The 22721-nt window shown below is 65.1% G+C and carries 25 protein-coding genes; 13 read left to right on the top strand and 12 right to left on the bottom strand.

Annotation, left to right across the window (positions count from 1 at the left end; all coding sequences use genetic code 11):
* From RMO81_RS04090 to miaA, 3 genes are all read right to left on the bottom strand, one after another.
* Positions 1-467: hypothetical protein (locus RMO81_RS04090; protein WP_310474473.1), on the bottom strand; the 467-nt coding region annotated here is incomplete at its 3' end.
* Between the two features lie 299 nt (positions 468-766).
* Positions 767-1072, bottom strand: coding sequence for a hypothetical protein (locus RMO81_RS04095; RefSeq protein ID WP_310474474.1), 306 nt, complete (start codon positions 1070-1072; stop codon positions 767-769).
* 109 nt (positions 1073-1181) lie between these two features.
* On the bottom strand, positions 1182-2072 hold the full coding sequence (gene miaA / locus RMO81_RS04100; RefSeq protein ID WP_310474475.1) for a tRNA (adenosine(37)-N6)-dimethylallyltransferase MiaA: 891 nt from the start codon (positions 2070-2072) through the stop codon (positions 1182-1184).
* Here miaA and serB point away from each other — a divergent pair.
* Together serB and RMO81_RS04110 are read left to right on the top strand one after the other, a co-directional pair.
* Entirely contained in the window at positions 2053-2943 is an 891-nt protein-coding gene (serB, locus tag RMO81_RS04105; RefSeq protein WP_310474476.1) for a phosphoserine phosphatase SerB, read from the top strand. The two genes, miaA and serB, sit on opposite strands and share 20 nt — an antisense overlap.
* Before the next feature lie 81 nt (positions 2944-3024).
* Positions 3025-3489, top strand: coding sequence for an SAM-dependent methyltransferase (locus RMO81_RS04110; protein WP_310474477.1), 465 nt, complete (start codon positions 3025-3027; stop codon positions 3487-3489).
* Positions 3490-3504: 15 nt separating this feature from the next.
* Here the strand turns inward: RMO81_RS04110 and RMO81_RS04115 are convergent, their stop codons facing one another.
* Positions 3505-3912, bottom strand: a complete 408-nt coding sequence (locus tag RMO81_RS04115) for a DUF2177 family protein (protein ID WP_310474478.1) — start codon at positions 3910-3912, stop codon at positions 3505-3507.
* A 121-nt stretch (positions 3913-4033) separates the two neighbouring features.
* Here RMO81_RS04115 and RMO81_RS04120 point away from each other — a divergent pair, with 121 nt between their 5' ends.
* The 3 genes from RMO81_RS04120 (at position 4034) to RMO81_RS04130 (ending at position 7145) form a co-directional block, all read left to right on the top strand.
* Positions 4034-4645, top strand: a complete 612-nt coding sequence (locus RMO81_RS04120) for a lysophospholipid acyltransferase family protein (RefSeq protein ID WP_310474479.1) — start codon at positions 4034-4036, stop codon at positions 4643-4645.
* 9 nt (positions 4646-4654) lie between these two features.
* Positions 4655-5461 (top strand): DUF1295 domain-containing protein, encoded by an 807-nt coding sequence (locus tag RMO81_RS04125; RefSeq protein ID WP_310474480.1) that lies wholly within the window; start codon positions 4655-4657, stop codon positions 5459-5461.
* A gap of 280 nt (positions 5462-5741) precedes the next feature.
* A complete protein-coding gene (locus RMO81_RS04130; RefSeq protein WP_310474481.1) occupies positions 5742-7145 on the top strand; it encodes an amidohydrolase family protein in 1404 nt (467 codons plus the stop codon).
* Between the two features lie 214 nt (positions 7146-7359).
* Here RMO81_RS04130 and RMO81_RS04135 read toward each other — a convergent pair whose 3' ends face one another.
* From RMO81_RS04135 to RMO81_RS04155, 5 genes are all read right to left on the bottom strand, one after another.
* Complete coding sequence (locus RMO81_RS04135; protein WP_310474482.1) at positions 7360-7590, bottom strand: ribbon-helix-helix domain-containing protein; 231 nt, start codon at positions 7588-7590, stop codon at positions 7360-7362.
* A 162-nt stretch (positions 7591-7752) separates the two neighbouring features.
* Positions 7753-8475: an acetoacetyl-CoA reductase gene (gene phbB / locus RMO81_RS04140; RefSeq protein WP_310474483.1), complete on the bottom strand. Its 723-nt coding sequence runs from the start codon at positions 8473-8475 to the stop codon at positions 7753-7755.
* Between the two features lie 113 nt (positions 8476-8588).
* Complete coding sequence (gene hemH / locus RMO81_RS04145) at positions 8589-9614, bottom strand: ferrochelatase (RefSeq protein WP_310474484.1); 1026 nt, start codon at positions 9612-9614, stop codon at positions 8589-8591.
* On the bottom strand, positions 9611-11860 hold the full coding sequence (locus tag RMO81_RS04150) for a molybdopterin cofactor-binding domain-containing protein (RefSeq protein WP_310474485.1): 2250 nt from the start codon (positions 11858-11860) through the stop codon (positions 9611-9613). Before RMO81_RS04150 ends, hemH begins: the two co-directional genes overlap by 4 nt.
* Positions 11861-11892: 32 nt before the next feature.
* Entirely contained in the window at positions 11893-12378 is a 486-nt protein-coding gene (locus RMO81_RS04155; protein WP_310474487.1) for a peroxiredoxin, read from the bottom strand.
* Positions 12379-12460: 82 nt separating this feature from the next.
* On the opposite strand from RMO81_RS04155, the gene RMO81_RS04160 reads away from it, so the two are divergent.
* Entirely contained in the window at positions 12461-13021 is a 561-nt protein-coding gene (locus RMO81_RS04160; protein ID WP_310474489.1) for a YqgE/AlgH family protein, read from the top strand.
* Here the strand turns inward: RMO81_RS04160 and RMO81_RS04165 are convergent.
* Positions 13018-13389, bottom strand: a complete 372-nt coding sequence (locus RMO81_RS04165) for a VOC family protein (protein ID WP_310474490.1) — start codon at positions 13387-13389, stop codon at positions 13018-13020. The two genes, RMO81_RS04160 and RMO81_RS04165, sit on opposite strands and share 4 nt — an antisense overlap.
* Positions 13390-13579: 190 nt before the next feature.
* Between RMO81_RS04165 and rpmI the strand changes: the two genes are divergently transcribed.
* The 5 genes from rpmI to pheT all read left to right on the top strand — a co-directional run bounded on the left by rpmI (position 13580) and on the right by pheT (position 18473).
* Positions 13580-13783 carry a 50S ribosomal protein L35 gene (gene rpmI, locus RMO81_RS04170; RefSeq protein WP_310474491.1) on the top strand — a complete coding sequence of 68 codons (204 nt, stop codon included), beginning with the start codon at positions 13580-13582 and terminating at the stop codon, positions 13781-13783.
* Positions 13784-13795: 12 nt separating this feature from the next.
* Complete coding sequence (rplT, locus tag RMO81_RS04175; protein WP_310474492.1) at positions 13796-14161, top strand: 50S ribosomal protein L20; 366 nt, start codon at positions 13796-13798, stop codon at positions 14159-14161.
* A gap of 152 nt (positions 14162-14313) precedes the next feature.
* Positions 14314-14937 (top strand): PEPxxWA-CTERM sorting domain-containing protein, encoded by a 624-nt coding sequence (locus tag RMO81_RS04180; RefSeq protein WP_310474493.1) that lies wholly within the window; start codon positions 14314-14316, stop codon positions 14935-14937.
* A 99-nt stretch (positions 14938-15036) separates the two neighbouring features.
* Positions 15037-16113 (top strand): phenylalanine--tRNA ligase subunit alpha, encoded by a 1077-nt coding sequence (pheS, locus tag RMO81_RS04185; protein WP_310474494.1) that lies wholly within the window; start codon positions 15037-15039, stop codon positions 16111-16113.
* Positions 16110-18473: a phenylalanine--tRNA ligase subunit beta gene (gene pheT, locus RMO81_RS04190; protein WP_310474495.1), complete on the top strand. Its 2364-nt coding sequence runs from the start codon at positions 16110-16112 to the stop codon at positions 18471-18473. The genes pheS and pheT overlap by 4 nt, the downstream gene beginning before the upstream one ends.
* A gap of 17 nt (positions 18474-18490) precedes the next feature.
* On the opposite strand, the gene RMO81_RS04195 is transcribed toward pheT, so the two are convergent.
* Entirely contained in the window at positions 18491-19171 is a 681-nt protein-coding gene (locus RMO81_RS04195) for an OmpA family protein (protein ID WP_310474496.1), read from the bottom strand.
* Positions 19172-19303: 132 nt separating this feature from the next.
* Here RMO81_RS04195 and RMO81_RS04200 point away from each other — a divergent pair, with 132 nt between their 5' ends.
* Together RMO81_RS04200 and RMO81_RS04205 are read left to right on the top strand one after the other, a co-directional pair.
* On the top strand, positions 19304-20617 hold the full coding sequence (locus tag RMO81_RS04200) for a hemolysin family protein (protein WP_310474497.1): 1314 nt from the start codon (positions 19304-19306) through the stop codon (positions 20615-20617).
* Positions 20614-21018 carry a TonB family protein gene (locus tag RMO81_RS04205; RefSeq protein WP_310474498.1) on the top strand — a complete coding sequence of 135 codons (405 nt, stop codon included), beginning with the start codon at positions 20614-20616 and terminating at the stop codon, positions 21016-21018. The genes RMO81_RS04200 and RMO81_RS04205 overlap by 4 nt, the downstream gene beginning before the upstream one ends.
* Here the strand turns inward: RMO81_RS04205 and RMO81_RS04210 are convergent.
* Positions 21015-22721 (bottom strand): M20/M25/M40 family metallo-hydrolase (locus tag RMO81_RS04210; RefSeq protein WP_310474499.1); only part of this gene is annotated, 1707 nt, incomplete at its 5' end. The two genes, RMO81_RS04205 and RMO81_RS04210, sit on opposite strands and share 4 nt — an antisense overlap.

The following is a 22721-nucleotide window of genomic DNA, read 5'->3' on the forward strand; positions in this document are numbered from 1 at the left end:
GTCGTGATCGCGCTTACCGCCACAGGTGCGCCAACGATGGTCGCGTTGAAGCTGGCGTTGCCGACGTTGGCCAAGCCGTTGTTGGGCAAGAAGAAGCTGAAGCCAATGCGATAGTTGCCTACCGGCAGATACGTCAGCTGCGAGATGGTTTCGTTGGCCGAAAAATCGCCGACGAAATAGGCGGCCTTGGTGCCTGCGGCATCAGGGCTGAACGAGATCGCGTTATCGGGGAACACGCGTTCACCAAAAGCGCCGGTCGGATAGGCCGCGGCGCTGTTGTAGTTGATGATGGTGGCCGGCGCATTGGTCGGCACGTTGGACTTTGTCCATCGCAGGAACCCACCGGTGCCAGCATTGCCGGCTTCGAAGCTGCCGTTCTTGATGAGGTTGGTCACCGCGGCTGCTGGCGTCGCCGCAGCCGCCAAAGCCAATGCCGTACCGGCGATCATGATTTTATTGACGTTCATTTACGAAATTCCACAATACTTCAACCAGTTCGCCGAACAGTCGCGAAAACGCGCCCGCCGAAAAACTCCGAGGCTCGGCATCAAGCAAGAACCGTGCCAGCAAGCCAAAATGTTATTTATCAATAGTTTATTTGGTAAATTTAATGTTAACTGTAAAGGATGCCGACAGTTTTCGGCCTTTTCGTGCTGATTTCGCACGACATCCCACATCACCGGAGACGGACGGGCCGCACCCTGGCCAGAGTGGATTGCGCTGCGCCAGGCGCGGCGCGGCGGGCGCAATCAGATGCTCGCGAGGATCAGGAAACCACCTGTGGCAAGACGGAACGGCGGCGTCCGAACACCAGGCCCAGGACCAGCAGGCCAGCCAGGCCCGCAACGATCTGGCCGGGGCTCATGCCGCTGTCGTCGTCGGCAAATATTTCGGTGGCGGGCGGGCAGGTGGCCGCCCCGGACGGGCAGGCCGCCGGCGACGATGCCAGCTGCACAATATGCGTGGCGGTCGCCGGTTGGGCGAGCAGGACGGCCGAAATCAGGGCGACAAACAACTTCACGACAAACATCCCCAACGCACCATACTCCCCAGCTGCATCGCACTGCAGCATGACGATTCCATGACATTCCGCGCCCGGTTACGAGCGAATTGTCCACGATCCGTTACTGGCAGTTACGAAATGCGGTGGGCCGAGGTTGCAACCGGTTGAACCTGCCGGATCAGGCTGGGCCGACGCGCTGCCAATCGGGGAATTGATTGCGCGCCCAGGTCTGCTGGCGCTTCTGATATTGGCGGGTAACGTGCAGCGCCCGGGCCATGGCCGCATCAAGGCTGATCGCGCCGGCCAGGTGCGCCGCCAGTTGCGGCACCGCCAGCGCCTTCATCACCGGCACATCATCGGCCATGCCCAGCGCCACCAACGCCGCCACCTCATCCAGCGCACCGGCGGCCAGCATCGCATCCAGACGGGTTGCTGCCCGCGCATTCAGCTCGGCACGCGGACGATCGGCGATGAGGCCCTGCACCGCCGCCGCCCCCAGCCCGCCATCACGGTGTTGCTGCCAATCCGCCAGCGTGCGCCCGGTGGAACGCAGCACTTCGAGCGCCCGCAGCGTGCGCTGGCGATCGGCGGGCATCAGCCGGGCGGCGGCGGCGGGATCCTCGCGCTCCAGCGCGGCACGCGCAGCAATGCTGTCCAGCGCCCGCACGTCGGCCCGCACCGCATCGGCAATCGCCGGCACCGGCGCCAGGCCGTGCACCAGCGCGGTGAGATACATGCCAGTGCCGCCCACGATGATCGGCTGGCGGCCAAGGCCCTGCGCGGCGGCGATTTCGGCCTTGGCCAGTTCCACCCAGCGCGCCACCGTGCAGACATCATCGCCGGCCAGCATGCCATACAGAAGGTGCGGCACCGCGGCTTCTTCCGCTGGTGACGGCCGCGCGCTGACGATGGCAAGATCGCGGTACATCTGGCTGGCATCGGCGTTGATGATGACGACATTCGCGCGGGCTGCCAGCGCCAACGCCAGCGCAGACTTGCCCCCGGCGGTTGGCCCTGTCAGGACGGTGACCCGATCAGGATCGAGGTTTATGGCAGACGCGCTCATCATCACTCTGGTTGCCGAAGGCGCCTTGTCGCCCGGCGACACGGCGGCTGCAAGCGATGTCGTGCGCGGGATCGGCGCCGAAATCGTGGCGCAAAGCTGGCTGGAAGCCGGCGACGCCTTCGACATTCTGGCGCGCGGCGACGGCCCGGCCTTGCGCGCTGCGCTGGAAGCCGCACTGCCGGCGGTGGACGTGGTGGTGCAATCCGGCAGCTCCCCGCGCCGCAAGCGGCTGATCGTGGCCGACATGGATTCCACCATGATCGCCTGCGAATGCATCGATGAACTGGCGGATTATGCCGGCCTCAAGGCCGAGGTTGCCGCCATCACCGAGGCGGCCATGCGCGGCGAACTGGATTTTGCTGGCGCGCTGCATGCCCGCGTGGCGCTGCTGAAGGGCCTGCCGGTCGCCACGCTCGACCAGTGCCGCGAAGAACGGGTGCGGTTGAACCCCGGTGCGCGGCAGTTGGTGCAGACGATGACGGCCAACGGCGCGCGCTCGCTGCTCGTTTCCGGCGGCTTCATGCCGTTTGCCGTGCCGGTGGCGCGGGAAATCGGCTTTGCCCGCGTGCTGGCCAACCGGCTAGACACAGATGGCGATGTGCTGGCCGGCACCGTGCCCGAACCCATCGTCGATGCTGCCGCGAAAAAGGCGCTGCTCGAAGCCGACGGCACGCCGATGAACGCCGTGCTGGCGGTGGGCGACGGCGCCAACGACATTCCGATGATTCAGGCCGCGATGGCCGGCGGCGGGCTGGGCATCGCCTATCACGCCAAGCCCAAGGCTGCCGCCGCCGCCCAGGCCCACGTGCGCAATGGCGATCTCACCGTGTTGCTGCGGGCGCAGGGCTATATCAGGGCCGACTGGGTGGGCTGATCCGCATGGCAGCCATGCTCGGCGCCGGCTTGGCAGCGCCTGTGCGCCCGCTACACTCCCGGTCCTATCGGGAGACCTGCCATGTCCAGCTTCACCCTGACCCCCATCGGCCATGTTGCCGGCGGCCGCCGCGAAGCGATTGACGATGACTGGGGCCACAGCCAGGCCAGCATCACTCTCGATCCGGCGCGGTTCTCGGCCGACGCGCTGTTGGGCCTCGACAGCTTCAGCCACGCCGAAGTGGTGTTCCTGTTCGATCAGGTTGGTGACGACCAGATCACCAGCGGCGCCCGCCATCCGCGCGGCAACCCCGATTGGCCGAAGGTGGGCATCTTTGCCCAGCGCGGCAGGAACCGGCCCAATCGCCTCGGTGTCAGCGTCTGCCGCATCGTGGCGGTGGACGGCCTTTGCCTGACGGTGACGGGGCTGGACGCCATCGACGGCACGCCGGTGCTCGATATCAAGCCGGTGATGTCGGGCTTTCAACCGCGCGGCGAGGTGCGCGAACCCGATTGGGCCCGCGCCATCATGGCCGAATATTGGTGATCAGGAACTTGGTGATCAGGCCGGGAACAGCTTGGCGGTGAGCCAGGTGCCGGCGGCCGCCGTGCTGCCGGTGAGCAGCGTGCCCCACATCAGATCGAGCACCGTGACTTTCAGGCTCCACACCTTCAATGTGGCATAGTTGGTGAGATCATAGGTGGCGTAACAGACAAAGCCGAGCACAGCGCCCTGCAGCGCGGCCTTTGCCACCCCTTCAGTCAGGCCGGGCCACACCGCGAAATAGACGATGCCGCCGATATAGATGGCATAAAAGATCATCGCCGGCACCAGACGGAAGCCGTTTTCCAGCATGACCGGGCCGATTTCCGGCTTGTAAAGGCGCGGCGCCATGTTGATCAGCCACACGGCATCAATGGCGGCAAAGGCGACGAGCGTAAGCCCATAAGCGGCAAGCATCTTGATCATGGCAGCGTGCATAGCGACACTGGCAGCATTTGACAGGGGGCCTGCGCATCCGCGATGCTGTGTCGCTGGGAAAAGCAGCAATGGGCCGGGGCAACGGCCAGAATATTCGGGGAGTGGGCCATTGAACAGGACAAGCTGGCTGTCACGGCTGCTGGAAGCGCTGATCCTGCGCTTTTTTCGGGTGATGGGGTGGACGGCAACCGCCGTTCGGCCACTGCCGCGCAAGGCGATCATCATCGCCGCGCCGCACACGTCGAACTGGGATTTCATCTATTATATCGGTCTCACCCGCGAACTGGGCGTTGAAACCAGTTTCATGGCCAAGAAACAGCTGTTTCGCTGGCCGCTGGGCAATTTCATGCGCGAAATGGGCGGCGTAGAAGTCAATCGCGAAAAGGGCGGCAATTATGTCCAGTCGATGATCGACGAATTCAACCGCCGCGATGATTTCCTGCTCACCATCGCGCCCGAAGGCACGCGCAAATCGGTGGGCCAGTGGAAAACCGGTTTCTACCACATCGCCCTGGGGGCCAAGGTGCCGCTGATCATCGGCATGATGGATTATGTCAAGAAAACCGGCGGGTTGGGCGTCGCCATCATGCCCACCGGCGATTATGCCGCCGATATGGCGCGGGTGGAGGAATTCTATCGCAGCTGCACACCGCGCCACCCTGAGCACATGATGAAATCCATCGTGGATGCCAGCGTGCAACCTTTTGAAAAAGCCGCCTGAGCCACACCCATGCTGATCAACCTTGCGATTACCCTTGCCGCCGTTATCGGTCTGATGGCCCTGTGCTGGCGTATCAGTGTTTCCATCCGCGACGTATCGTTCATCGATGCCATCTGGGCCTATGGCATGGTGTTTGCCGTGGCCGTGGCCGTTCTGCTGAATGGCGGCGTGGCCGGGCCGGCTGGCTGGGCGCTGGTCGTGCTGGTGGCGCTGTGGGGCCTGCGGCTGGGCACGCACCTCATCACCCGCTGGCGCCGGCTGGGCCGCGATCCGCGTTATGAGAAGATCCTCGGCCACGCGATGAAGGCATCGGGCGAAAAGCCGGGCATGAGCTTTGCCAAAGCGGCCTGGTTCCGCGCCTTCGGCATGCAGGGGCCGCTACTGTGGGGCGTATCGCTGCCGGCGCAGGCGGGTGTGCTGGCCGATGCCGGCGCGCAATTGCCATTGTGGGGCGCTGCCGGGGCCGCCGTCGCGCTGTTCGGCATCGCCTTTGAAAGTATCGGCGACGCGCAGCTGGAACGTTTCCGCGCCGATCCGGCCAACAAGGGCAAGGTGATGGATTCCGGGCTGTGGCGCTACACCCGCCACCCCAATTATTTCGGCGATTTCACCACCTGGTGGGGCATTTTCATCGTCGGCATCGCCGCCGGTGCACCGTGGTGGACGGTGATCGGCCCCGTGTTCCTCAGCTTCACCCTCACCCGCTGGTCCGGCGCGCCGCTGCTCGAACACAGCTTGAAGAAACACCGGCCGGGTTATGAAGACTATATCCGCCGCACCTCGGGCTTCTTCCCGCTGCCGCCCAAACGCGGCTGAACCCTTCAAGCTGGCCGCCCCGGCACGTGCCGGAGTGGATATCCGCGATCGCTGCCGCCTATCGGACACCTGCCATCTCGGCTGCTTGCGACCCAGCGCCGGTCATTCGTAAGCGGGCTCGGGAATGGCTGCTTCGGGGTGGAAAGCGGACATAACGACGATACAATGTACAGGCGCGATGATGCGTCGATGAAGAAGCGTTTGCTTATTGGAATCTTACGACTCACATCCAGATCAGGAGCGGTGCGGTTTTTGGTGGAAAGGGAGCGTGAAAGAGCCAATGAAATTTCTTCAAACGATAGTGTTGACCTTGATCGCGATGCTCTCGCGGCCAGCTGCTGCGGAACCAATGACGATCGACAATGTCACGATCGTCGACGTCGCCGATGGAACGCGAGCCCACAATCAAAGTATTAGCTTCGACGGTGACCGGATTATCGCGATCGGTCGTTCTCCACTGGGCGGGCCAGGGCGGCGCGTGGACGGAACCGGGCTATTCGTTCTCCCGGGCCTTTGGGACATGCATGTCCATTCGCACCGTGAAAGGCGCTGGACTTATCATTATCCTCTGTTCCGCGCTTTTGGAATCACGGGCGTGCGGGATGCGGGCACCCATCTCGGATCAGGCCTCGCCCATCGCGCGCAGGCGACGGTCGATCCACTTGCGCCAAGGGTAATCTGGGGAAGTCCGATAGTGGATGGCGCTCCGCCGGTGAACAACTTTGGCCTGTCCGCCGAAGACGAGACGAGCGCTCGTATTCTTGTCCGCGAATTGCACGGCTTGGGCTTCGACTTTCTCAAGGTGTATGACCGCTTGTCGCCCGAGGCCTATTACGGTCTGACGTCGGAAGCACGACGGCTCGGAATGCCGGTCGAGGGTCATGTTCCGCTCGCCCTGTCACCTGATCATGTCGTTGCATCAGGACAGCGGCTGATCGATCATTTGACGCTGATCGCCGAAGGATGTTCGCCGCGCACTCTGTCTGTGATCCATGCTAAGAACGCGGAGAATCCACGCGAGAGTGACGGCCTCTCGATCCTCATGACCAATGAAGTCGCGTCCGCGATGGCGGATTTCGACATACGCATCTGCAAGCCGCTTTTCGATCGGCTTGCCCGCAAGCGCGTTTGGCAGGTGCCGACTTTCGTTCAACTCGAGGCTTTTGTCAGCCCAACAGCTCCGCCCGATTGGCAAGTGCGCCGCGATTACGTGAGTCCCGGTCTGCGGGCGGATTGGGAGTCATCTGTAAAGGAGGCTGACCCGGCGGCCTTGGCTAACGGGCGGAAGATCCTAGACATCCAATTGTCGATGCTGAAACCGATGGCCGATGCTGGCGTCCCGATCCTTGCCGGTACGGATAGTTCGAGCGAGATGTGGGTGTTCGCGGGTTTCAGCTTGCATCGCGAGCTGGAGTTGTTCGTAGAGGCCGGCCTGTCCCCGCTCCAAGCCATCCGGACGGCGACCCTTAACCCGCGCGTCTACGCGGGGCACGATCGCGGCAAGCCCCTGATCCGACCCGGGGAGCGTGCGGACCTGGTCCTGTTTGCGGCTGATCCGACGGCCGACATCGGAGGTCTTGCCACGATTCGTGGCGTCGTCGCGCGCGGCCTGTACCATGATCGCGCCTCGCTTGACGCGCTGCTGGTCGACGCCAAACGCCGCGCGAAGACGGCTGGGCACTAAGCTGGACCGAGTTGAGTCTGGTCGAGGGATAATGTCCGCAACTGGGGCGTAAGCCAACGTCCGGCGACCCCGCCCGGAACGGCGGGTAAGTCCCAGAATCGATCATTCGCGCTCGCGCCGAACCTGATCAACGAACGACGGCTTCCGGGCAAAACTCGGGCTTCCGCGACCGGCGAGTATGGGAGCGCAACCTTGGCGGGCTCGCTAGCGATCATCAATCGTCGCCTGCCGCAGCGACACCATGCCTGCCCCACGCCCGTTCAAACAGCCATACGCGCACCGCGCTTGAAAGGTTGGTGGTGCGCGCCTCGTCGATTTCGGCCACGAGCGCGGCCAGCGATTTGCCGTCGGCTGCTGCCGCTTCGTTCAACGCCTGCCAGAACACCGGTTCCAGCGTCAGGCTGGTCGAATGGCCCTGGATGGTCAGGCTGTATTTCTTTGGCATACTGCTTCCCCTCTCCCCTCGCGGGAGAGGGTCGACTCGGCGTCAGCCGAGCGGGGTGAGGGGTGGCATCCGTGGCAACATGTGCCACCCCTCACCCCGGGCCGCCTGCGGCGTCTCTCGCCCTCTCCCTGCGCAAAGGCAACTGGGGGGAGAGGGAAGTGCTCAGTACATATGCTGCCCGCCGTTGACCGACAGGGTGGAGCCAGTGATGAAGCCGCCTTCCTCACCCACCAGAAACGCCACGGTGCGGGCGATTTCGCTGGCCTGGCCCAAGCGGCCAACCGGGATTTTCGCCACGATCTTGGCCAGCACATCCGGCGGCACCGCGGCGACCATGTCGGTATCGATATAGCCCGGTGCGATCGCATTGGCGGTGATGCCGAACTTGGCGCCTTCCTGGGCCAGTGCCTTGGTAAAGCCGTGGATGCCCGATTTGGCGGCGGCATAATTCACCTGGCCATATTGCCCGGCCTGGCCGTTGATCGATCCGATCTGCACATAACGGCCAAAACCACGCTCCTTCATGCCGGCAAAGGTCGCCTTTGCCATGTTGAAGCAGCCGCCCAGATTGACGCGGATCACCTCGTCCCAGGCTTCCCAGCTCATCTTCATCAGCGTGCCATCGCGGGTAATGCCGGCGTTGTTGACGACGATATCGATGGGGCCAAGTTCGGCCGCCACCGCCGCGCAGCCATCAAGGCAGGCCTGGTGATCGGCGACATTCCACTTGTAGCTCTTGATGCCCGTCGCCTCGGTAAAGGCGCGGGCCCTATCGTCGCTGCCGCCAAAATTGGCCGCCACCGTGATGCCCATGCCGTTCAGTGCGACGCTGATCGCTTCGCCAATGCCGCGCGTTCCGCCGGTGACCACTGCTACCCGTGCCATATTGCCGTCCATCCTTCTTCCCAAGTTGCCGATTGCCTGACTATTTGCCTGTCAGGCTTGTGCGCATCTTGGGCCGGATTTGTGACAGGTTCAACCGGCGTTTGTCCGTTTGTTTACAGCCATCCAGCCAGTTCGCGGCGCACAACAGCCTCCAGCATGGCCATGCCGGTGTCGCTGTCGTTCAGGCAGGGGATATAGGCAAAATGGCTACCGCCCGCCTCGATGAATTCGTCGCGGCCTTCCATCGCCACTTCTTCCAGCGTTTCGAGACAATCGGCGGCAAAGCCGGGGCAGACAACGGCGATCTTTTCCACGCCCTCTTTCGGCAGGTTGAGCAGCGTGTCGTCGGTGTAAGGCTTCAGCCATTCGGCACGGCCAAAGCGCGACTGGAACGTCACCTTCACCGGGCGGCCCAGCGCTTCCTGCAGCAACCGGCCGGTCTTCAGGCACTGGCAATGATAGGGATCGCCGGCTTCCAGCGTGCGCAGCGGCATGCCGTGGAAGCTGGTGACGATCAGATCAGGTTCGAAATCCAGCTTGGCCACGCCCTCGCGGACTGATTGCGCCAGCCCGGCGATATGATCGGGATTGTCGAAATAGGGCGCCATGGTGCGCAAGGTCGGCTGCCAGCGCATGCCCATCAGCGCGCGAGCGGCATCATCGACCACGGTGGCGTTGGTGGCGGCGGAATATTGCGGATACATCGGCGCCAGCAGGATGCGATCACAACCGGCCTTCTGCAACACCGCCAGCCGATCTGCGATGGTGCGCGTGCCATAGCGCATGGCCCAATCGACCATCACGGAATCGCCCAGCCGCACCTGCATCGCTTCGGCCTGGCGGCGCGTGTAGACGGTGATCGGCGAGCCTTCATCCATCCACACCTTGGCATAATTGGCGGCCGTGGTGCGCGGGCGGATATTCAGGATCAGCAGGTTCAGGATCGGCTGCCAAAAGATCTGCGGGATTTCGATCACCCGGCTGTCGGACAGGAATTCGCGCAGGAAACGCTTCACCGCCGGCACATCGGGCGCATCCGGCGATCCCAGATTGACCATCAGCACACCAATCCGCCCGGCCCGCACGGGCGGGTGAGCGACCGGCAAAGCCACAGGAGGCAGGATCAGCGGCGCGTTCATGCCGCGAAGAAGGGCAGGTTGCGCCAACGCTTGCCGGTCGCGGCAAACAGCGCATTGGCCACCGCCGGCGCAATGGGCGGCGTGCCGGGTTCGCCAATGCCGCCGGGATCAGCATCCGACGCAATGATGCGCGTTTCGATTTCAGGACAATCAGCCATGGTGACGAGCGGATAGGCGTGAAAATTACTCTGCGCCACCGCGCCCTGTTCAAAATCGATGCGGCCAAAAAGCGCGGCAGACAGGCCATAGATGATGCCGCCTTCGATCTGCGCCGCCACCGTATCGGGGTTGATCACCCGCCCGCAATCGACCGCCGCCCACACCCGGGTAACGCGCGGGCGTTGGCCAGGAACCACCTCGACTTCGGCGATCTGGGCGACGATGCTGCCGAAACTTTCCACCAGCGCGATGCCGCGCCCGATCACCGGATCGGTGGGGCTGCCCGTACCGCCGTCATCGCGGCCCAGCGGCCCGCCCATTTCCATCACCGCCTGCAACACGGCAGCGTGGCGCGGCTTGTCCTTCAGCATGGTGAGGCGGAACGTGGCCGGGTCAACCGCTGCGGCGATCGCCAGCTCGTCAACGAAGGATTCCACCATGAAGCCGGTAAAGCTGTGACCCACGCTGCGCCAGAAACCCAGCGGCGCCGTGCAATCGGCCAGGCAGTGCTGCACGCGCATATTGGGGATGGCATAGGGCAATTCCACCGCGCCTTCGATGGCGCCAGCCCCTGCCGATGGCCCGCCCGCCAGGCCACCGATGTTGCGTCCGGCAAAGGCTGCACCCACGTCGGGCACCGCGATGGCGGCGTTCCAGCCCTGAATGCCGGCCGGTGTCGCCGTGCCGTGCAGCCGTGCGGCGGCGGCCGGGCGAAACATGTCGTGGCCGAAATCTTCTTCGCGGCTCCAGATCAGTTGCACCGGCCGGCCCACGGCACGGGCGATCAATGCGGCCTGGGCGCAGGCATCGCCTTCCACCTTGCGGCCGAAACCGCCGCCGATCAGCGTCGGGTGGATGATCACATCATCAGTGCCCAGCGCCCGCGCGACGGCCCGGGCAGCCAGGCTGGCGCTTTGCGTTGGCGCCCAGATTTCGGCCCGAACGCTGCCTGACCCGTCAACCACGCGCGCCGTCGCCGTCATCGGTTCAAGGCAGGCATGGGCCAGGAACGGCAGGCTATATTCAACGGTCAGCACGCCGGATTTCAACGCGGCACCAACATCGCCTTCGTCGCGGACGACTTTGCCCACCTGCCCCGTTGGCCCGAACGGCTTGTCATCGGCAGCGAGTGCCCCGCGAATCGCCGCGATCTGCCACGGGCCGGGCGCTTCATCCTTGCCCTGCTGCCACTTGATCGGCAGCGCCGTGACGGCCTTGTGCGCGGCATACCAATTGTCGGCCACGCAGGCGACGAAGCCGGCTTCCTCCACCAGCTTCACGCCCGGCGGCAACGCCACTTTGCCCAGCGGGGCCGGCGTCGAACCCAGCGGCCCCTGCACGATGGCGGCATAGCCCATGCCCGGCAGCCGCACATCGATGCCGAAGCGCGCCGAACCATCGACCTTGGCCGGAATGTCGAGCCGCAGCACCGGTTGACCGGCGAGCCGCCGCACTGATCGCAGAGTCGGCTCATCGGGCGCGTCGTTGGGATCAAGATCGGCCATCACTTCGTGGAACGCCAGGCGATTGGCCTTGTAGACGATGAAGCCGGCGGCCGTATCGACTTCGGCCCAATCCACCTGCCAGCGCCGGGCAGCAGCCTTCACCAGCATCTCGCGGGCGGACGCGCCAGCGGCGCGCAGCGGCATTTCCCAGGCCCGCACACTGTTCGAACCGCCGGTGATCTGGAAATCGAGGAAACGCGCCACCCGCCGGCCGGCACCCAGGATCAGGCTGCGCAGCGGTTCCGATTGTTCGGCCGCCGCGCCAAGCGCCAGCCCGGGATTGGCATAATCCGGGCCCAGCGGCGCCGGTTCAACGCCCACCGTGCGCCAATCGGCGCCCAGTTCATCGGCAATGATCTGCGCCAGCGCCGACCAGATGCCCTGGCCCATTTCGGCCTGCGCCACCGCCACCGTGATGCGGCCATCAACGCCGATCTTCAGATAGGCGTTGATCAGCGATTCGCCGGGGCCTGCCGTCCAGTTGAGCCGGGACGCACGCGGCCACACGGCCCAGCCGATGGCCAGGCCCGTGCCGGCCACCGCCGCGATCAGCAGGTTGCGGCGGCTCAGGCCAGCGCGCACCCGCTGGCCCGCCGTGCTGGAGGGTTTCAGGCTCAGGCCAGTTGCCCCAGCAGATGTTCGGCCGACGACACGCCGAACGCGCCGGGCGGTTCGATGTTCAGCTCGGCAACCTTGCCATCCTTGACGATCATCGAAAAACGCTGGCCGCGAATGCCCATGCCATAGGCGCTGCCATCAAAGGTCAGGCCCAGCGCCTTGGAAAAATCGCCATTGCCGTCGGCAATCATCGTCACCTTGCCGCCGGCGTTGGCTGAATTGCCCCACGCCGCCATTACAAAGGCATCATTGACCGACACGCACACCACTTCATCGACGCCCTTGGCGCCCATGGCAGCGGCATTGTCGACATAGCCGGGCAGGTGGCGGGCCGAGCAGGTGGGGGTGAACGCGCCGGGCACCGAAAACAGCGCCACGGTGCGGCCGCCAAACAGTTCGGCGGTGGTGACGGGGGCCGGGCCATCGGCGGTGGCCTTTACCAAAGTCATCGCCGGAATCGAATCACCAACCTTGATCGACATGTTCATTCTCCCAGGGGCAAAACTGCCCTGTCTCCCTAGCCTTGGCCTTGGCTGGCGTCCAGCGCGAGCCTATGGTCAGCACATGGAAACCCCGCCCTTTCTTTCCGGCCAATTGCTGCTGTCGATGCCCGGCATCGGGGACGACCGGTTTGATCGCACGGTCATCGCCATGTGCCTGCACGATGAAGGCGGCGCATTGGGGCTGGTGATCAACCGGCCGCATCCCGAGATTCGCCTGCACGGTTTGCTGGCGCAGTTGAACGTCGAACCCGGCGTGCTGCCCGATGTGCCCGTGCTGGACGGCGGCCCGGTGGAGACCGGCCATGGTTTCGTGCTGCACGAGGCTGACTATGCCGCATCAGGCACCATCCGGGTCGGCGATGCCTGGGCCTTCACTTCTACGCTGGACGTGTTGCAGGCGATCGCGCGGGGCGATGGGCCAAGGCGCTGGCACATGGTGCTGGGCTATGCCGGCTGGGGCGCCGGCCAGCTCGACATGGAGATGCGCCAGCACGGCTGGCACCTGGCGCCGGGCGACGCCACCACCGTGTGGGACACGCCCATCGACAAACGCTGGGAACGCGCCTTTGCGCTGACCGGCGTGGCGGTGGCAAACCTGTCCGCCACGCCAGGCAGAGCCTAGCCCATGATGAACGCATTGAGCTTGTTGCCATCCGGATCGCGGAAATAGCCAGCATAAAAGCCCTGATCACCGCGTGGACCGGGGGCGCCTTCGTCGGTGCCGCCATTGGCCAATGCCGCGGCATGGATGCGGTCGACATGGGCCTGATCCTTGGCTTCAATTGCCACCATCACACCATTGCCAACGCTGGCGGGGTTGCCATCAAATGGTTTCGTCGCTGCAATACCGGTAGCGCCGCCGGCTGCGCCCCAGGCGATGAAACCGTCAAACTCCATCATGCGCCCCACGCCCATCTCTGCCGCAACGGCATCATAGAATCGCGCGGCACGGGCCAGATCATTGGTACCCACGGTGACATAGCCGATCATCTTTTTGCTCCCTGTCTAACAGAACAACTAGAACGTATCAGGAACGTTTCCGAGTCGGCAAGGGCAATTTCATCAGCAGGGTTGCACCGCTACCCCCAAGTCGCTACAGCGCGCCCTTCGCATGAACCAAACGGCCTGGCGACAAGGGCTGCCATGGCCGTTTTTGATGCGTCTTTAAAAGGAGACCGAAATGCCCAAGATGAAGACCAAGAGCGGGGTCAAGAAGCGCTTCAAGATCACCGCCACCGGCAAGGTGAAGCATGGTGTGGCTGGCAAGCGCCACCGCCTGATCCACCACACCTCCAAATATATCCGTCAGAATCGCGGCACCGATGTGCTCGCCAAGTCCGATACCGCCCGGGTGCACGCCTGGGCGCCGTACGGCCTGAAGTAAGGGAGGAAACCCATGCGTATCAAACGTGGTGTGACCACCCGCGCCAAGCACAAGCGCATTCTGAACGCCGCCAAGGGCTTTTATGGCCGCCGCAAGAACACCATCCGCATCGCGCGGCAAGCGGTGGAAAAGGCCGGCCAGTACGCCTATCGCGATCGCAAGGTTAACAAGCGCAATTTCCGCGCTCTGTGGATCCAGCGCATCAACGCCGCCGTGCGCGAAGAAGGCATGACCTATTCGCAGTTCATGAACGGCGTGAAGATCGTTGGCCTGCAGATCGACCGCAAGGTGATGGCCGATCTGGCCATGAACCAGCCGGCAAGCTTTACCGCCATCATCGGCCAGGTGAAGGCCGCTCTGGACGCCAAGGCCGCGTAAAGCGCGCCCTGCGAAAGCTCCAAAATGGATGGGGCGCCTCGGCATCGGTCGGGGCGCCCTTTTCCTTGCGGAAGCAACAAAGGCTTAAGCTTAATCGACTATAAGGCGCGACATATTCCGCTTGGGGCGGAACCATTTCGGAGCCAATTGTCGTGTCGATCACCTCTCGTCTGCTGCCCTTGGCTGCACTGGTTGCAACCCTTGCCGCTCCGGCAACTGCTGTCACGCTCACCACGCCGCTTACATCAGGCAACGGCCAAGCCGGGATCATGTTTGATCTGGTCGCTGGCCCTCGGGCGCTCGTTATCACCGGTGCCGCCATCAGCCTTGATGCCGGCACCCATACGATCGAGGTCCGTACCCGTCCAAGCACGGTTGTGGGCAATCTCACCGCGACAGGCTGGACTCTGATCGGCACCGTCACTGGGGTTGTTGGTGGCGGCAATGGCACCCAGACGTTTTTCGATTTCACCGATTTCGCCATGGCGGCCGGCTCAACCACCGGCATTTACTTCCGGGCGACGGCGGGCACGCCGGTGAACTACACCAATGGCACGCTCGTTGGCGCCGTCATCGCATCAGACGCCAACCTTTCCATACGCTCCGGCTTTGGCCGCGCCGGCACTTTCGGCGCCAATTTCTCGCCGCGCAATTTCAATGGCAGCATCCAATATCTCGATCCGGTGCCAGAGCCGGCCAACTGGGCGCTGCTGATTGCCGGCTTCGGCCTGATCGGTGCCGTGGCGCGCCGCCGGCGCAGCGCCGTTTCGGCCTGAACCCTGCTGCCAACGTGCCCGGCGTGTTGTGCTGGGCGATGCACGGGCAGAATCGCAGACCTTGCGTCGGGAAAGGGGCTAGCTTAACCGCTGCACCCCATGAGCATCGACCAACTGCAAGCCGAAACCCTGGCCGCCATCGCCGCCGCCACGAGCCCCGAAGCGCTGGAAGCGGTACGCGTTGCCGCTATGGGCAAGCAGGGCAGCATCACCGCCCTGCTGAAAACGCTGGGCGGCATGAGCCCCGACGAACGCGCCGTGAACGGCCCGGCCTTCAACGGCCTGCGCGAGACCGTCACTGCGGCGCTGGCCGCCAAGAAGGCCGCGCTCGACGAAGCCGCGCTGAATGCCAAGCTGGCCGCCGAGCAGCAGGACATGACGCTGCCCGTCGCCCTGCCCGCCGCCGGCAGCATCCACCCGGTTTCGCAGGTGATGGACGAACTGGCCGAAATCTTCGCCGATCTGGGTTTCGCCGTCGCCGATGGCCCGGAGATCGAGGACGACTGGCACAATTTCAGCGCGCTCAACATCCCGGAAAGCCATCCGGCGCGCGCCATGCACGACACTTTCTACATCGCGCAAAGCCCGCCCGATGCAAAGCTGGTGCTGCGCACGCACACATCGCCGGTGCAGATCCGCACGATGATGGCGCAAAAGCCGCCGATCCGCATCATCGCGCCGGGCCGCGTCTATCGCAGCGATTCCGACGCCACCCACACGCCGATGTTCCACCAGATCGAAGGCCTGGTGATCGACAAGGGCATCACGCTCGCCCACCTGCGCTGGACGCTGGAAACCTTCATCAAGGCGTTCTTCGAGGTCGACGACGTCGTGCTGCGCTTCCGCCCGTCCTACTTCCCGTTCACCGAACCGTCAGTGGAAGTCGACGTCGGCTACAACAGCAAGACCGGCAAGCCGGCTGGCGCGGGCCAGGTCGATAAATGGCTGGAAGTGCTGGGTTCGGGCATGGTGCATCCGCGCGTCATCGAAGCCTGCGGGCTCGATCCCAATGAGTGGCAGGGCTTTGCCTTTGGCACCGGGGTCGATCGCCTCGCCATGCTGAAATATGGCCTGACCGATCTGCGCGCCTTTTTCGATGGCGATATCAAGTGGCTGAAGCACAACGGCTTCTCGGCCTTTGACCTGCCCTCCATTTCTGCGGGAGCGAATCCGTGAAATTCTCCCTGTCCTGGCTCAAGGATCATCTCGACACCACTGCCAGCGTCGACGAGATCGCCGCCGCGCTGACCGGCTGCGGCCTCGAAGTCGAAGGCATCGAGAACCCGGCCGAACGTTTGGGCGCCTTCACCATCGCCCATGTGCTGACCGCCGAACGTCACCCGCAGGCCGACAAGTTGCAGGTATTGAGTGTCGATACCGGCGCCGGCGAACCCGTGCAGGTGGTGTGCGGCGCGCCCAATGCGCGCGCCGGCATGAAGGGCGTGTTCGGCGCGCCCGGCACTTTCGTTCCGGGCAGCGGCATCACGCTGAAAGTGGCCGCCATTCGGGGTGTCGAATCAAGGGGCATGATGTGTTCCATGCGCGAGCTGGAGCTGTCGGACGAGCATGATGGTATCATCGCCCTGCCCGACGATGCGCCGGTGGGCGCGCGCTATGTCGATTGGGCCGGGATGAACGACCCGGTGTTCGACATCGCCATCACGCCGAACCGGCAGGAATGCCTGGGCGTGCTCGGCATTGCGCGCGACCTGGCCGCCGCCGGCATCGGCACGTTGAAGGCCCGCACGATTGCGCCGGTCGCCGGCCAATTCCCGATGCCGCGCCCGATCACGGTGGAAGACGCCGAGGGCTGCCCTGCCTTCGCCGGCCGCGTGGTGCGCGGCGTGACCAATGGCCCGTCACCGGACTGGCTGCAAAGCCGCCTGCGCGCCGTGGGCCTGCGGCCGATTTCGGCGCTGGTCGACATCACCAATTTCCTCTCCATCGACAGCGGCCGGCCGCTGCACGTCTATGACGTCGCCAAACTGCAGGGCGGCCTTACCGCCCGCCGCGCCCGCTCTGGCGAGAGCGTTCTGGCGCTGAACGGCAAGACCTATGCGCTGGACGAGAGCATGACCGTCATCGCCGACGACGCGCAAGTGCATGACATCGGCGGCATCATGGGCGGCGAGCATTCGGGCTGCTCCGAAACCACCACCGACGTGCTGATCGAAGCGGCGTATTTCACGCCGGAACGCATCGGCACCACCGGCCGCGCGCTCGGCATCAACAGCGACGCCCGCGCCCGCTTCGAGCGCGGCGTTGATCCGCTGTTCGTCGTGCCCGGCCTCGAACTGGCCACGCAGATGGTGCTCGATCTGTGCGGCGGCGAGCCGTCCGAAATAGTCATCGCTGGCCAGATTCCGGACACCAGCCGCTCCATCGCCTATCGCCCGTCGCGCGTGCTCGGCCTCGCCGGGCTTGATGTCGCCGAAGACGAACAGGCCGCGATCCTCACCCGGCTTGGCTTTGGCGTGACCAAGGGCGACGTGTGGCAGGTTTCCGTCCCGTCCTGGCGCCGCGATGTCGATGGCGAGGCCGATCTGGTCGAGGAAGTCGTGCGCATCCACGGGCTCGACAAGGTGCCAGCAACCCCGCTTCCCCGTGCCGAGGGCGTGGCCGTGCCAACCGCGACGCCGCTGCAGCGCACCCAGCGCCGCCTGCGCCGCGTGCTGGCTGCCCGCGGCCATGACGAAGCCATCACCTGGAGCTTCCTGCCGCCAGCGCAAGCCGATGCCTTCGGCGGTGCCGCGTTCACCCTGGCCAATCCGATATCGGCCGAAATGGCCGCCATGCGCCCCAGCCTGCTTGTGGGCTTGCTGAGCGCAGCTGCACGCAACATGGATCGCGGTGCCGCTGCCGTGCGCCTGTTCGAACTGGGCCAACGTTATCTGGCCGACGGCGAGCGCCCGACTGCCGCCATCCTGCTGGCAGGCGAAGCCAAATCCCGCGACTGGCGCAGCGGTCCGGCCACAAAGCCCGACGCCTTTGACGCCAAGGCCGAAGCCCTCGCCGCGCTCGCCGCCCTGGGTGCGCCGGTACAGCGCCTGCAGGTCGTCGCCCCGGTGGATGGCTGGTGGCATCCTGGCCGCGCCGGACGGCTGGTGCTGGGCAAGGTCGCGCTCGCCGATTTCGGCATCATCCACCCGCGCACGTCTGCCCAATTCGACGTGAAGGGCCCGGTTGCGGCCGTCGAACTCTATCTGGACGCCCTGCCGCCCCGCAGCCGCAAGCGCGAGGCGTGGACGCCCAGCCCGCTGCTGCCGCTCAGCCGTGATTTCGCCTTCGTAGTCGATGCCAGCCTGCCAGCCGACAGCCTGCTGCGCGCGGTTGCAGGGGCCGACAAGGCGTTGATCGCGGGTGTCAGCCTGTTTGATCGCTACAGCGGCCCCGGCGTCGAACCGGGCAAGCTCAGCCTGGCGGTTGAAGTCACGCTGCAGCCCACCACCGCCACCCTGACCGATGCCGAGATTGAAGCGGTCTCGGCCAAGGTGGTGGCTGCGGCCGCCAAACTGGGGGCAACGCTGAGAGGGTGACTCTCAGCGTCTGACCCTCAGGCGCCTGGCTTGATATCGGCCTGGGTCACTGGCGACAGGCGGATTTCGACGCGGCGGTTCCTCGACCGTCCGTCTTCGCTGGTGTTGCTGGCCACCGGGAATTGCGCGCCATAGCCCTTGGTGGCCATGCGGGCGCGCTGCACACCCTGATATTGCAGATAATCGGCAACGGCCGCTGCGCGCCGTTCCGAAAGCGGCTGGTTGATGGCATCGCCGCCGGTGGAATCGGTGTGGCCTGTCACATCGATGAAGGTCGATTGGTAGCTCGCCAGGGTTTTCGCCACTTCATCCAGCGCCGGCCGCATATCGGGCCGCACGGTCGCCTGATTGGTGTCAAAGGCAATGCCCGATGGCAGCTTGATCGCGATTTCGTCGCCCTTTTGCTCCACCTCGATGCCGGTGCCAGCGGTGCGCTGCTTCAACTCGCGCGCTTGGCGGTCCATGTAACTGCCAACGGCGCCGCCGGCGATGGCGCCAACACCGGCACCGATCAGCACTTCGGCGCGGTTGTTGCGGCCGCCGAGCAGCGCGCCAAGCAGGGCGCCGGCACCGGCACCGGCCGCTGCGGTCGCCGCCGGGCGGGCGATGCGCCGATCGCCGGTTTCCGGATTGGTGACGCAGCCGCCGAGCACGAGTGCGCCGGAAAGCGCGGTAATCATGATTGCATTCTTCAACATCAGTCTCCCTTTCAGCCAATACGCTCCGTGCCGCGCCTGGTTCCATCATGAACGGGCTTTGCAGCACTCCCCTGCTTCCCGTATGAAGGGACGGAGCGGGCACCCTGGCCCCGCGTAATGTGCCCGGAGCCAATGGCCCCCTTCCCCTGGCTGGACGCCTGCATCATCGCCGGCCTGATCCTGCTCAATGGCTTTTTTGCCATGTCTGAACTCGCCATCGTGTCGGCCCGGCGGCCACGGTTGCGCGGGCTGGCCGAACGCGGCTCGCTGGGTGCGAAAACGGCGCTGGCGCTGGCGGAGGATTCCGGCCGCTTCCTGTCGGGCGTGCAGATCGGCATCACCCTGGTTGGCATCATCAACGGCGCCTATTCCGGCGCAACACTGGCGCGGCCCGTGGGTGATCGGCTGGCCATGCTGTTCGGCCTGCCGGCGCACCTGGCCGAGGAAGTCGGTTTTGCCGTGGTCATCGTCATCGCCACCTATCTCTCGCTGATTGTTGGCGAACTGGTGCCCAAGCAGTTTGCGCTGCGCTCACCCGAAGCCATTGCCGTGCGCGTCGCCCCGATCATGGTGCTGTTTGCACGAGCAACCACGCCGTTTGTGTGGGCGCTGGACCATTCGAGCCGGCTGATCTTCCGCCTGCTCGGCCAGAGCCGCGAAGGCGACCAGACGGTGACCGAGGAAGAACTGCGCTCCGTTGTTGCCGAGGCGACCACCGCCGGCGTGATCGACGCCGAGGAAAGCGACATGATATCCGGCATCATGCGCCTGGCCGATCGGCGGGTGCGCGGCGTGATGACCCCGCGCGGCGAGATCGAATGGATCGACGCCGATGCGCCTGAGGATGTGGTGCGCGCGCGCCTCGCCGCCACCCCGCACAGCCGCATCCTGGTGGCGCGCGGCGGTGTGGACGATATTATCGGCGTGCTGCAGGCGCGCGATGTGGTGCAGGCGTTGATCGAAGGCCGCCCGCTCGATTTGGCGGCGCTGGCCCGCCAGGCACCGGTGCTGCCCGACGTGCTGGACGCGGTGGATGCGCTGAATGCGCTGCGCGATGCGGCGATCCCGATGGCGCTGGTGCATGATGAATATGGCCATTTCGAAGGCATCGTCACGCCGTCTGACGTGCTGGCGGCAATTGCCGGCGCCTTCCGCAGCGATGTTGACGATCACAATGATCCGCCCGCCGTGGAGCGTGATGACGGCAGTTGGCTGATATCGGGCGCACTGCCGGTGGACGAACTGGCGCATCTTCTGGGTGTGCCGCTGCCTGATGATCGCGATTATGAAACGGTGGCCGGCCTTGCCCTCGAACAATTGCGCCACCTGCCGCAAACCGGCGAAAAATTTCGCGTCGGGCCATGGCAGTTCGAGATCATCGACATGGATGGCCGCAAGATCGACAAATTGCTGGCCAGCCGCACACAGGATGGAGCGTTTGCATGAAGCGGGCCGCGCTATTGTTGATGACGCCAGCCCTGATCGCTGCCAACCTGAGCGCGGCACCCCAGAGCGCGCCTATTCCGCCACAGCCGAAAAAGGTCGTGCTTGATGCCGACGCCTATCCCGAGGCGGCCCGCGATGCCGGCGTGGAAGGCGATATCGCCTTTGATCTGGACATTGATGCCCAGGGCATGGTGACGGGCTGCAAAGTGACGAAGGGCGCCGATCAGCCGTCTGGCCTGGCCGCTGATGCCTGCACGCTGGCAAAGATCAACTGGCGGTTCCTGCCGGCACGTGACGAAGCCGGCAAGAAAGTGCCGGGAACCGTGCACTATGCGCTCGCCTTCCGCATTTCCGGGCGCTGCCCGCCGCCCGACGGACAGACCGTCTGCGTGTTTCTCTAACCCTGGCTTTTTTCGGTGCCGGCATACGGCGGCACCGAAGGCGCCACCGGATCGAGATTGACCCACAGCGCCAGCCCGGCAGCCAGCAGCACCGCTGCGCCAGCGGCCAGTTGCGCCGGGCGGCGTTGCCCGGCCAGCACCGGCCCGTCGGGCAGCAGCGGCGCCACCAGAGCCAGCACCGGCAGCAGCAGCGGTGCGGCGGCATAAGGCGTTGGGGCGCCCACCCCCAGCATCAGGAAATGCGCCAGTTCGGCCACAAAAACGATGCCGGGCACGGCCAGCACGACCGCCAGACCCAATTGCAACATGCCCGGCCGTGCCGAACCGCTGGCAATGAGCATCCCGGCGGCTGCAAGCAATGTTGGCCACAGCAGGATCGGCGTCGCGCCCGGCAGCCAGACCTGCAAGGCCAGCGTGCCGAGTAGGCAGAGCAGCACCCAGCCGAGCCAGCGTTCCCACAGCTTGCCCGCCGGCGCCGAGGCCGTGACCAGCAGCACCGCCAGTGCCGCCAGACCGGCCACCGCCTCCAGCCGCGGCAGGGCCGCCAGCCGGTCATAATATTCAGCGCCCACGCTGCCCGACAGCAGGTTGAGCCCCCACATCAGCACGCCCGACAGGATCAGCACCAGCACGGCCTGCCCGATCGACAGCATCTGGCCCGACACCGTCCAATCTGCCCGGCGGCGCCACGCGGCGATCACCACCATGGCTGTCGCCAGCCCCAGCAGCGCCCAGCCCATGGGCGGCAGATAGACCAGCAGGCCCAGCAGCGGCGCATTGGCAAACACGGCGTTGCTGTCGCGGACGGGCAGCGCATCGGCGGTCAGCAAGGCCCGCGTGATTCCCAGCCCGCTTTCGCCCAGATGCTGCAGGCCGCCCTGATCCAGCCGATCCGGTGTCATCATCGGGCTGTGATAGCCCCAGGCCTCACCGATGAAGGCAAAGTTCAGCCCGGCCATGCCGCGCTCCAGGCCGGGGGTGAAATCCGTGTCGTTGGGCAGGCTTTCATAAACCGTGACCGCCAGGCTGCTGGCATCAACCATTGGGGTGGAGCGGGCCAGCAGTCGCACCAGTTCGGCATTGCCCTTGCCGGTCTGGAACATCATGGCCCGGCCGCCACCGCCGCGCGCTTCGAGGTTGATCAGCACACCGATTTGCTCCGCAATCGGATCGGCCGCCGCGCCCGGCGCCAGGATGGCCCGCGCACCAACCAGCCCCAATTCTTCGGCATCGGTGAACAACAGCACCAGATCGCGTTGCTGGCTGGCCGCCGGGATGGCACGGGCGATCTCCAGCGCGGACGCAACGCCGGCAATATCGTCCGCCGCGCCCGGTGAGGCCCACACCGAATCATGATGGGCCATCAGCGCGATGGCGTCCTTGCCCGGCGCGCGGCCAGCCCGCACGGCGACCAGGCTGATGGCCGGCTGGCTGGGATCGCCGCCGCGCTTGGCCAGCAATTTCGCCGGCCGTTCCGGCAGCGGCGTGACAACCCGGCGCACCACAAAACCCAATGCGGCCAGCCGCGATTCCAGATGCACGATCACGGCGGCAGCAGCGGGCGTGCCGGTAGGATGCGGTTCGCGCGCCAGCACGCGGACATCGGCCATGGCGCGGCCGGCGCTGAACTGATCAGCCGGGGCGTTGGCGGGCAACGGAGTGGGCGGCTGCACGCGGATGGCTGCCCACAGCAGTCCGGCAAT

The sequence above is a fragment of the Sandarakinorhabdus sp. genome (genome assembly GCF_031422795.1).
In the GTDB taxonomy this organism is placed as follows: Bacteria; Pseudomonadota; Alphaproteobacteria; order Sphingomonadales; family Sphingomonadaceae; genus Sandarakinorhabdus.

What these genes read in the sequence shown, in the direction of transcription:
- RMO81_RS04095 (WP_310474474.1), bottom strand. Translation starts at nt 1,072, where the DNA reads ATGCTGCAGTGCGATGCAGCTGGGGAGTATGGTGCGTTGGGGATGTTT.
- serB (WP_310474476.1), top strand. Translation starts at nt 2,053, where the DNA reads ATGGCAGACGCGCTCATCATCACTCTGGTTGCCGAAGGCGCCTTGTCG.
- miaA (WP_310474475.1), bottom strand. Translation starts at nt 2,072, where the DNA reads ATGATGAGCGCGTCTGCCATAAACCTCGATCCTGATCGGGTCACCGTC.
- RMO81_RS04110 (WP_310474477.1), top strand. Translation starts at nt 3,025, where the DNA reads ATGTCCAGCTTCACCCTGACCCCCATCGGCCATGTTGCCGGCGGCCGC.
- RMO81_RS04115 (WP_310474478.1), bottom strand. Translation starts at nt 3,912, where the DNA reads ATGATCAAGATGCTTGCCGCTTATGGGCTTACGCTCGTCGCCTTTGCC.
- RMO81_RS04125 (WP_310474480.1), top strand. Translation starts at nt 4,655, where the DNA reads ATGCTGATCAACCTTGCGATTACCCTTGCCGCCGTTATCGGTCTGATG.
- RMO81_RS04130 (WP_310474481.1), top strand. Translation starts at nt 5,742, where the DNA reads ATGAAATTTCTTCAAACGATAGTGTTGACCTTGATCGCGATGCTCTCG.
- RMO81_RS04135 (WP_310474482.1), bottom strand. Translation starts at nt 7,590, where the DNA reads ATGCCAAAGAAATACAGCCTGACCATCCAGGGCCATTCGACCAGCCTG.
- phbB (WP_310474483.1), bottom strand. Translation starts at nt 8,475, where the DNA reads ATGGCACGGGTAGCAGTGGTCACCGGCGGAACGCGCGGCATTGGCGAA.
- hemH (WP_310474484.1), bottom strand. Translation starts at nt 9,614, where the DNA reads ATGAACGCGCCGCTGATCCTGCCTCCTGTGGCTTTGCCGGTCGCTCAC.
- RMO81_RS04155 (WP_310474487.1), bottom strand. Translation starts at nt 12,378, where the DNA reads ATGTCGATCAAGGTTGGTGATTCGATTCCGGCGATGACTTTGGTAAAG.
- RMO81_RS04160 (WP_310474489.1), top strand. Translation starts at nt 12,461, where the DNA reads ATGGAAACCCCGCCCTTTCTTTCCGGCCAATTGCTGCTGTCGATGCCC.
- RMO81_RS04165 (WP_310474490.1), bottom strand. Translation starts at nt 13,389, where the DNA reads ATGATCGGCTATGTCACCGTGGGTACCAATGATCTGGCCCGTGCCGCG.
- rpmI (WP_310474491.1), top strand. Translation starts at nt 13,580, where the DNA reads ATGCCCAAGATGAAGACCAAGAGCGGGGTCAAGAAGCGCTTCAAGATC.
- rplT (WP_310474492.1), top strand. Translation starts at nt 13,796, where the DNA reads ATGCGTATCAAACGTGGTGTGACCACCCGCGCCAAGCACAAGCGCATT.
- pheS (WP_310474494.1), top strand. Translation starts at nt 15,037, where the DNA reads ATGAGCATCGACCAACTGCAAGCCGAAACCCTGGCCGCCATCGCCGCC.
- RMO81_RS04195 (WP_310474496.1), bottom strand. Translation starts at nt 19,171, where the DNA reads ATGTTGAAGAATGCAATCATGATTACCGCGCTTTCCGGCGCACTCGTG.
- RMO81_RS04200 (WP_310474497.1), top strand. Translation starts at nt 19,304, where the DNA reads ATGGCCCCCTTCCCCTGGCTGGACGCCTGCATCATCGCCGGCCTGATC.
- RMO81_RS04205 (WP_310474498.1), top strand. Translation starts at nt 20,614, where the DNA reads ATGAAGCGGGCCGCGCTATTGTTGATGACGCCAGCCCTGATCGCTGCC.